6 protein-coding genes are annotated in these 7,397 nt (G+C 67.5%); 1 reads left to right on the top strand and 5 read right to left on the bottom strand.

Translation table 11 applies throughout. The annotated features are described in order from the left end of the window. The 4 genes from KYX69_RS22605 to KYX69_RS22590 form a co-directional block, all read right to left on the bottom strand. Positions 1 to 1,960, bottom strand: a 1,960-nt coding sequence (locus KYX69_RS22605; protein ID WP_300501619.1) for an integrase, incomplete at its 3' end; no start/stop codon positions are given. After that, complete coding sequence (locus tag KYX69_RS22600) at positions 1,957 to 3,744, bottom strand: hypothetical protein (protein ID WP_072597918.1); 1,788 nt, start codon at positions 3,742 to 3,744, stop codon at positions 1,957 to 1,959. The genes KYX69_RS22600 and KYX69_RS22605, both read right to left, overlap by 4 nt. Continuing rightward, positions 3,741 to 5,090, bottom strand: coding sequence for a site-specific integrase (locus KYX69_RS22595; protein WP_062061010.1), 1,350 nt, complete (start codon positions 5,088 to 5,090; stop codon positions 3,741 to 3,743). The genes KYX69_RS22600 and KYX69_RS22595 overlap by 4 nt, the downstream gene beginning before the upstream one ends. 156 nt (positions 5,091 to 5,246) lie before the next feature. Further along, positions 5,247 to 5,999 carry an ArdC family protein gene (locus KYX69_RS22590; protein ID WP_300501618.1) on the bottom strand — a complete coding sequence of 251 codons (753 nt, stop codon included), beginning with the start codon at positions 5,997 to 5,999 and terminating at the stop codon, positions 5,247 to 5,249. A 537-nt stretch (positions 6,000 to 6,536) separates the two neighbouring features. On the opposite strand from KYX69_RS22590, the gene KYX69_RS22585 reads away from it, so the two are divergent. Next, positions 6,537 to 6,758, top strand: a complete 222-nt coding sequence (locus KYX69_RS22585; RefSeq protein ID WP_300501617.1) for an AlpA family transcriptional regulator — start codon at positions 6,537 to 6,539, stop codon at positions 6,756 to 6,758. Positions 6,759 to 6,814: 56 nt separating this feature from the next. Here the strand turns inward: KYX69_RS22585 and KYX69_RS22580 are convergent, their stop codons facing one another. Beyond that, positions 6,815 to 7,138 carry a DUF736 family protein gene (locus KYX69_RS22580; RefSeq protein WP_300501616.1) on the bottom strand — a complete coding sequence of 108 codons (324 nt, stop codon included), beginning with the start codon at positions 7,136 to 7,138 and terminating at the stop codon, positions 6,815 to 6,817. Positions 7,139 to 7,397 lie beyond the last annotated feature (259 nt).

Below are 7,397 nucleotides of genomic sequence, written 5' to 3'. Positions count from 1 at the left end.
GCTGCGCGGGATCGGGGGTCGTCACGCGCTTGAGGCAGAGCGCGGTCGCGGGATCGAAGAAGCAATCCGCGAGCGGGCCGACATGGAAGGTGCGCGCGACGCTGGCGAGCATGACGCGCAGGCGGGCGCGATCGGCGATCATGGCGGGCAATGGCCCGAGCTGAACGGCGGCATCGTCGAGCGTCCGCCCGATACGCGGTCCCGCCGGCCCGCCAAGCGATGCGCCGCCCTGACGCCGGTCGAAATAGTCCAGCAGGTCATCAGTCTGACCGAGCCGGCACTGCGCCTCGACCTCAGCGCGAAACCCCGATGCGCTGGTCCCGGCATAGCCTTCGAACGCGGCGACCGAGGCGTGCTTGTACTGGATCATGCCGGCGATGGTGCCGAACGGACGGTTGGCGATGTGCCACGCGATCGTGCGCCGGAACTGCCGCGTCGTGATGCGCCACGGCTTGCCATCGGGACCGGGCGGGATGACCGGCATATCGGGGCTGCCGAAGGCGGTGTTGAGGTGATCGCGGAAGGTGTTGAGCTGACGGACCACCTCGCTCGACAGATGCGTCTTGGAGACGGCGCTCGCGCGCAGCACCGGCCAGAGCGTATCGCTGCCGCTGGCGCGCGCCGGTCCTGCCGACAGGCGTTCGAGCACCGTGATCGCATCGGCGACCGGCTCTATCGTCACCCAGCTCGCCGCCTCGCCCACGGCCGCCCGGCGCTTGTAGATGGTCGATCGGATGCGATGCCGCTCGATCAGGCCGTCCTCACTGCGCGCGATAGAGAGACACCCGCGCCGCATCGCCTGCACCTCGCAGTCGCGCATGCCGGTCAGGTAGGCGCACACGATATAGGCGGCGGCCTGGAGCATCCGTTCCTCGTGTGCGAGAGTCTTCGCGTCGAAGTGCTCGCGCCATGGCCGACCGCTCTCGGGATCGATCGAGATCGGCGTGTCCATGCCGCCGACCTCTACCCCCAGTTCGGCCGCCACTGCGTCGATCAACCTCGCTTCACCGCCGGTCAGCAGGAGATGCGCGCCTGGCTCGGCCTGCACGTCGATCCCGGCATGGAGATGCAGGAGATGGGCGTTGATCGGTGGGGTCACGGCGCCGGTGTTGGGGTCGACGCGCAGCTTGCCGTTATGAGCGGTGCCCCAGATCGGTGCGCCGCGCCCCTCGCGGCGTCGGCGACCGAAATAGGCCTTCAGGCGGGTGCGGCGACGTTGCCGGCGATCAGCGTCCGGGAGGCCGGAGTCGGCGGCGACGAGACGATCCCGGCGCGCTTCGAGCCGATCAAGCTCGCGACGGGCTGCGAGAATGTCGTCAGCGAAGACGGTGACGTAGCGCAACGACCATGCGAGCAGCGCGGCGATGACCTCTTCCGGGAACCGCGGCGTGCGGTTCTCCCGGACATGCCGGTAGCCCGCGACGCGGGCGGGCGCCTGTCCGGCCCAGGGCTCGAATGCAAGGCCTCCGCCAGCGAGGTGGTCACGATAGTGATAGAGATCGGAGATCACTTCGAGGAGGTGGCCGACGATGACGGGTCGCCGGGCCGGATCGGCACGAAGGTGCCGGGCATAGGCATCGACCAACGCCTGATCGATACGGGAAACGTCGAGCCGTCCGAGCCGCTCACGGGCGAAAGCGAAGAACCGGCGGGCACGGTTGAATGCCTGGCGAATGCTCGCCGGCGGCAGCTTCGGGCGGTAGCCGGGAAGATCGACGTTGAGACGGGCGTAGAGATAGGCGCGCATCGCCGCCTGCACATCGGCATGTTCGAGCACGTCGAAATGCACGGTGACGTGGCAGCGCCGGGCGTTCTCGCGGAATACGGCGAGACCGAGATCCCAGCTCGGGTCGCCGACGCGAGACAGCTCCTCGCGGGCGTGGCCCTCCTTGAGCGGCGCGCTCGCCAGCACGGGGCGATCGTCGAAGGCAGGCTCTTGGGCATGGGCGGGTATGGTCATGCGCGTGCCTCCGGCGGCAGATAAAGCCGCTCGCTCTCCATCTGCCGGCGCGCATCGGCGATGACGGCATCGGAGAAGGCCGGCACGACCTGGGCGGTGATGCGGGCATGGACGCGGCCGAACTTGGCCGCCCAGTCGGTCGCGGGCAGGCTCAGCCGCTGTTCTTCGACGAAGACGAGGAAAGCCAGGATCGCGGGGAGCTTGCGCGCGGTGATGACGGCGTTAGGGCAATCAAGGCAGCCCCAGAAGGGCTGCGCACAGGGCGAACCGGCCTCGGCGAAGGGACTGTTATGGAAGCCCGCGCAGGCGGCGAGCCAGACATCCTGTTCGCCGTCGAGCAACGGACCCACGGTAGCCAGCGGCATCAGCGGCTCGGCCTGATCGGGCGCTTTGCGCAACGCCTGCTCGGCGGTGGGCGGAAGCACGGTCGGCATCGCGGCGGCGACCGCTGCGCGGAAGGCGTCGGCGACGGCCGTCTCGTGCAGGGGCCGGAGCGACGGCAGATCAGCATAGTGGCGCGCCGCTACCTCGCGCGAGTGGCCGACCGCGAAGCGGGCTATATGCCCCTCGGTCTTGGTGTACCATAACGCCTTGTGGGTCTTGCGGAGCCGGGAGAGCAGCAGGTGGAGCGGCTTGCCGTCGTCATCGACAATATCGTTCTGCGCCACCCAGGCATCGATCCGTTCCGTCGGGTGGCGGATACCTGCCCGCAGGCCGCCAGCGTTGTGATAAACCCAAATACGATCGTCGTTTAGATGCGTGCGGGCAGTCGCCGTGACCTCGATCAGGCGACGAATAAGACCGCCAGGCGTGCCACCACCGCCGTCGCGGACGTGCATGCTCTTATGCTCGGCGCCGCGAGCGCGGCGCTTGAGATAGCGCAGTTCCACCGTGCCGGCATGGGGGTTGGTGAGACAATCCACGGTCAGCGTCTTCAGGCACTCGGGCTCGAGGCCGGTATCGAGCGTGAGCAACACGAGCAGCGCCGGCAGATCGCGCGCAAGCAGGTGATGGCGGCCATGCAGGTCGTCGATGAGCGTGCTGATCGGCAATGCGCGCCGCATGCGCATGAAATAGAGGCTCTTCAGCGCGGGCTGGTCTGCGACGATAAAGCCCTGCCGCGCGATGATCGCTTCGACATCGGCGCGCGCGCTGGCGATGACCGGGTCGCCCTCATCGGTCCGGTCGTCGGCGCCGAGACGGCGGAACATCGCTTCGACATCGGTCCTCGCGGCGTCGCGCAACGCGCGGGCGACGAAGGGGCTATAAGCATCGCGCGGGGTCGAGCGGCCCGCCGATGTGGCCAGCGTGTAGCGCAGCCGCTCATGCAGGTCGGACGCGATCCGATCGGGCCGGTCTGCCTCGATCGCGCGCAATGTGTTGATGATCTTGCCGACCGTTATGTGCCGGTGGATCGCGCCCATCCCGCGCTGTTCGAGCGCGGAGGCGAACCCATCGATATGGACTGCGCGCAGGTCGCTGACGCCAGCCACGTTCAGCGCGTCATCGCCAAGCCAGGCGAAGAACAGGCGGTAGGCATTTACATACTGCTTGATGACGCTGGCCGCACCGATGGGGCCGCCGAGCGCCGCTGACCGACGTAGCGCGCCCGCGAAGGCGATGGCGAGTGGGCGAGGAACGAGCCCAGTCATATCGATCAGGACCGTTCCGCCATGCCGTGCCTCGATCGTGAACTTGAGGCCGAGCACAGGATCGGGCTGCACGGACTCCGGCGTGATCGGCGCGAAAGCGACAGGCCGGCCCTTGCGGGGATGCCCGCTCATGCGCCCTGCGGTCCCGGCAGCAGCGCGAGCAGCTCCTCGACGGCCGCGTCCACTGTATCGGCGCGCGTCGCGATATGATCGAGGTAGATATAGGTGGTGGTGAGGCTCGCGTGGCCGAGCAGACGTTGCACCTGTTGCAGCGGGTCGCCCAGGATCAGCCGGTAGCTCTCCACCGGCCCCGCCGGCAATGCCGCTTCGCGCCGCCGCTGCTGGATCAGCAAGGCGAGCATATGGACTGCGAAGGTGTGACGAAGCTGGTGGGGACTGATCGACAGCGGGAAACCGTTCTCCTCGCACCGCTTGCAGGCACGGGTGAAGATCACCTCCCACGAGTTGGGGCGAACAGGCTGCCCTACCTCGGTCAGCCATAGCGCCGCCGGCTCGTGGGGCGGTCCATCCTCGTCGCACAGGATCAGGCGGCATCGTTCCTCTGGGGTGCAGACATCGCGCATGCGGTCGAGACCGGCGCGGGTGACAGGGATCGGTCGTTCGAGCTTGGCCGCGCCGTCCCGCGCGGCGAACTTGGTCACGCCTGCGGCGCGTTCGACGGCGACATAGGCGGCGATCTGACGCAGCAGCCGACGCGGGACCAGCACACTGCGTCCCCGGTCGCCCTTGGTGAGCGGCGGCGGCAGGCGCAGCCAAAGCTGCTGAGCCTGATCGTGGTCGTGATCGATGGCCGCAAGCTCATCGGCGAGCAGGCCCGACGCCTCTTCAAGACGCAGGCCAGTGGTGACGAGAAGGTCGGCGAACAGAGCGTTGCGCAGCCCGTTGCGATCGCGAGCGCCGGGGCGCTCGGTGCCGTCCGGGGTGAGGCCGCGCAGGCCGACCTCGCGGAAAATGTGGTAGTCGTCCATCGTGACGAACCGCACATCCGACCGCCTGGCAACACGTTCATAGGCGTCGTTGCGCGCCGCGATCATGCCACGACGGCCACCTTGCGCCGGTCGCCACACGGCGCGGCGGCTAAACGGCGCGTCGGCGATCAGCCCTTGCTGCTCGCCCCAGCGGTAGAGGCGATCGAGGCTGGCGACAGCCCGGTTCCAGCTTGCCGCCGTGATCCGGTGATCGGCCTCGTCGCGGCGTCGCTCACGATGATAGGCATCGACATCGTCGCGGGTCGCAGCCCACACGGTCTTGCCGCAGGCATCGAGAAAGCGGAGCCAGACCGCAACATCATAGGCGTAGGCGCGAAGCGAGTGCCGCGAGCGGACCCCCGACAGCGGCAGGTCAAGAAAGAAGCGATCCAGATCGGGATCATAGAGCGCGTCACCGCGCAGGATCAGCGGCACATGCGCATCGAGACCCTTGGCCTCGCGGCGCTCGCAAACAGTAATGATCGACACCGGCCCGAAACCCTCCCCCCGGACCCCCCACCCGGAAGCTGACCTCACACCGATGCGCTCTATGGCCCGGCAGTAATCAGGCTGGCCTCCGCCAGCTCTTGGGTCAGCGCTACGGCCAGCCTGATTACTGCCTACCGTGGGCGTCCATCGCCGACCTTACTGCAATGTTGCGGACGGCGCAGACTGTCCAGATAAGGCGACAAGTTCCTCCTTCGCGTAGCTGTCGGATCCGAACCCGCCCTTCTGGTCGCGGTCCAGACGGCTGCCGTGACCGGTCCAATGACCAAGCTCATGCAGCGCCGTCCGATACCAGTTGATCGGCGCTTGAAACGCAGCCTGCGGCGGCACCTGCACGAAATCATGACTCGGGCTGTAGAAAGCTTCGGCGCCACCAATCTGGAAGTGCGCGCCGCTCGCGGCGATCAGCGCATCGGCCTCGGCAATGGCAAGCACCGGGTCGGGGCTGACCATCGGCGTGATATAGGCCTTGGGCAGTCCTTCGCATTGATCAACATTGAACACGACAAAGCGCTTGAGGAACGCAACCTGCCGCGCTTCGCGGTCCTCGCCGCGCGCTGCTTCGGTTTCGGCCTTGGGCGTGAAGCGGTCGGCATAGCAGATGACCGCGCCCTTCTCGCCGCGCCGGACATTGCCGCCCGCCGCCTCGGCCTGCCGGTAGGTGAGCCAGCGCTGCGACGCATAGCCCTTGGCGACAACCTCGGCCCACAGGATCAGCACATTGATGCCGCTGTATTTGCGGGCGGTTCCGGCATTCTGCGGCATCGTGCATCCGCAAGCTGCGTTATCCCACGGCTGCACCCATGGCAGCCGCCCCTCTTCGAGCTCCGCGATAATCCTGTTCGTGACCTCCGAATAGAGGCTCGCCCTCTCGATCCGTTCCTTGCGCATATCTTTTCTCCTTCCAGCCACCGCACCCCGGCCCGGAAGGGGGCGGAGGTGGGCGGCAGGAAGGAGCCGGCAGACCCGCATCATCGGGCGGGCTGCATCCGCAGGACCGCAATGAAATGGAGGACCCGCGACGCGGGTTGCGGCCCGGCCGGGCGGGGCTAGAGGCGAGTGACGCCCACCTTCGCGCCCGCCGTGCCGGGATAACAAACGCCGCCGCTCGCGCGGCGACCGCATGTGCGCCAAAGGCGCCCTCCCCAATGCGAATCACCCCACGCTCGCGCCGCCCGCGGCGCGTCATTCGCGATCGCGACCGTATCCGACGGTCACATTTCCCGATCGGGCTCCGCCGCGAGACGGTTTGAGACGAATTATTTTCGGTATCTCCAGAGGTCTCTGGAGTCCGCTGGAGTACGTCTGAGTGCATGGGAGTACATCCCGGACGAATCGCGGATTTCCAACGGGTTGACGCCAGCCCTTTGCATCCCCTTCTCTGTCTCGCGTCGACGCAAAGACCCTCAAGAATAGGAGAAGCAAATCATGGTATCGCAGTCCCCCTTGCGCCTGATGCGCCTGCCCGAGGTCCTCGACCTGACCGGCCTCAGCCGCGCCACTATCTACCGCAAGATCGCCGCCGGAACGTTTCCGCCACAACGCAACACGGGCGCGCGCGCCTGCGGCTGGCGCGCGGGCGCGGTCGATATCTGGCTCCGCAACCCGATGAGCTTCACCGTCGCCGATATCCCGAGCGACCTCGCCTGAAATCCAGGCACGGCAAAGCCCCGCGCCGCGAGAGCGGCGCGGGGTGGAAGCCCGCCTCAGTCGGCGGGGTTCCAGATAAGGGCGTAACCGTCCTCGCCGTCCTGACCGGCAGCACGGCCGAGGTTCGCATAGAGCCGGCGCGGTCCGAACTCGGGAGCAGCGAGGCTCAGCGACACATAGGGTTCACCCGAAACCTGGCCGACGCGGATCCAGCCGGCACCGATCTCGACGCCTTCGGAATAGACCCGATAGTCGGGCTGGACGTCGCCGTTTTTCGAGCGGTTGGTCCGGATCTCGATCGCCGCGCGGATCGAGAGGGTTTTCAGCTGGCCCACGAAGCCCGTTTCGATGGTGCCGTTCACAAAGCCGATAGCTGCCATTGGTCGTCTCCTTGATGTACCGCGGGACCATCCCTGCGGCATGGGCGGACCAGCGACCGGCGTATGAGGTGATCCCGCGAACCCGACGGGCCGCAGCGCAAGCGGAGGAGTGCGGCGGCGCCCTTAATTTCAAGCGCAGCGGCCGCGGGGGGCGTGCACAGCAAGCGGGGGAAAAATAGCAACGCCCCACAGTAGCGGGGCGCCGCCCCGGGTAAGGGGACAACGCCCCGCGCCCGGATGGTGCGGGCGAACAGGTGGG

Origin of the sequence: Sphingomonas sp., from assembly GCF_030145815.1 — a bacterium.
Classification (GTDB): domain Bacteria; phylum Pseudomonadota; class Alphaproteobacteria; order Sphingomonadales; family Sphingomonadaceae; genus Sphingomonas.
Note: the sequence above shows the minus strand (reverse complement) of the source record. Positions and strands in the feature narration are given on the sequence as shown.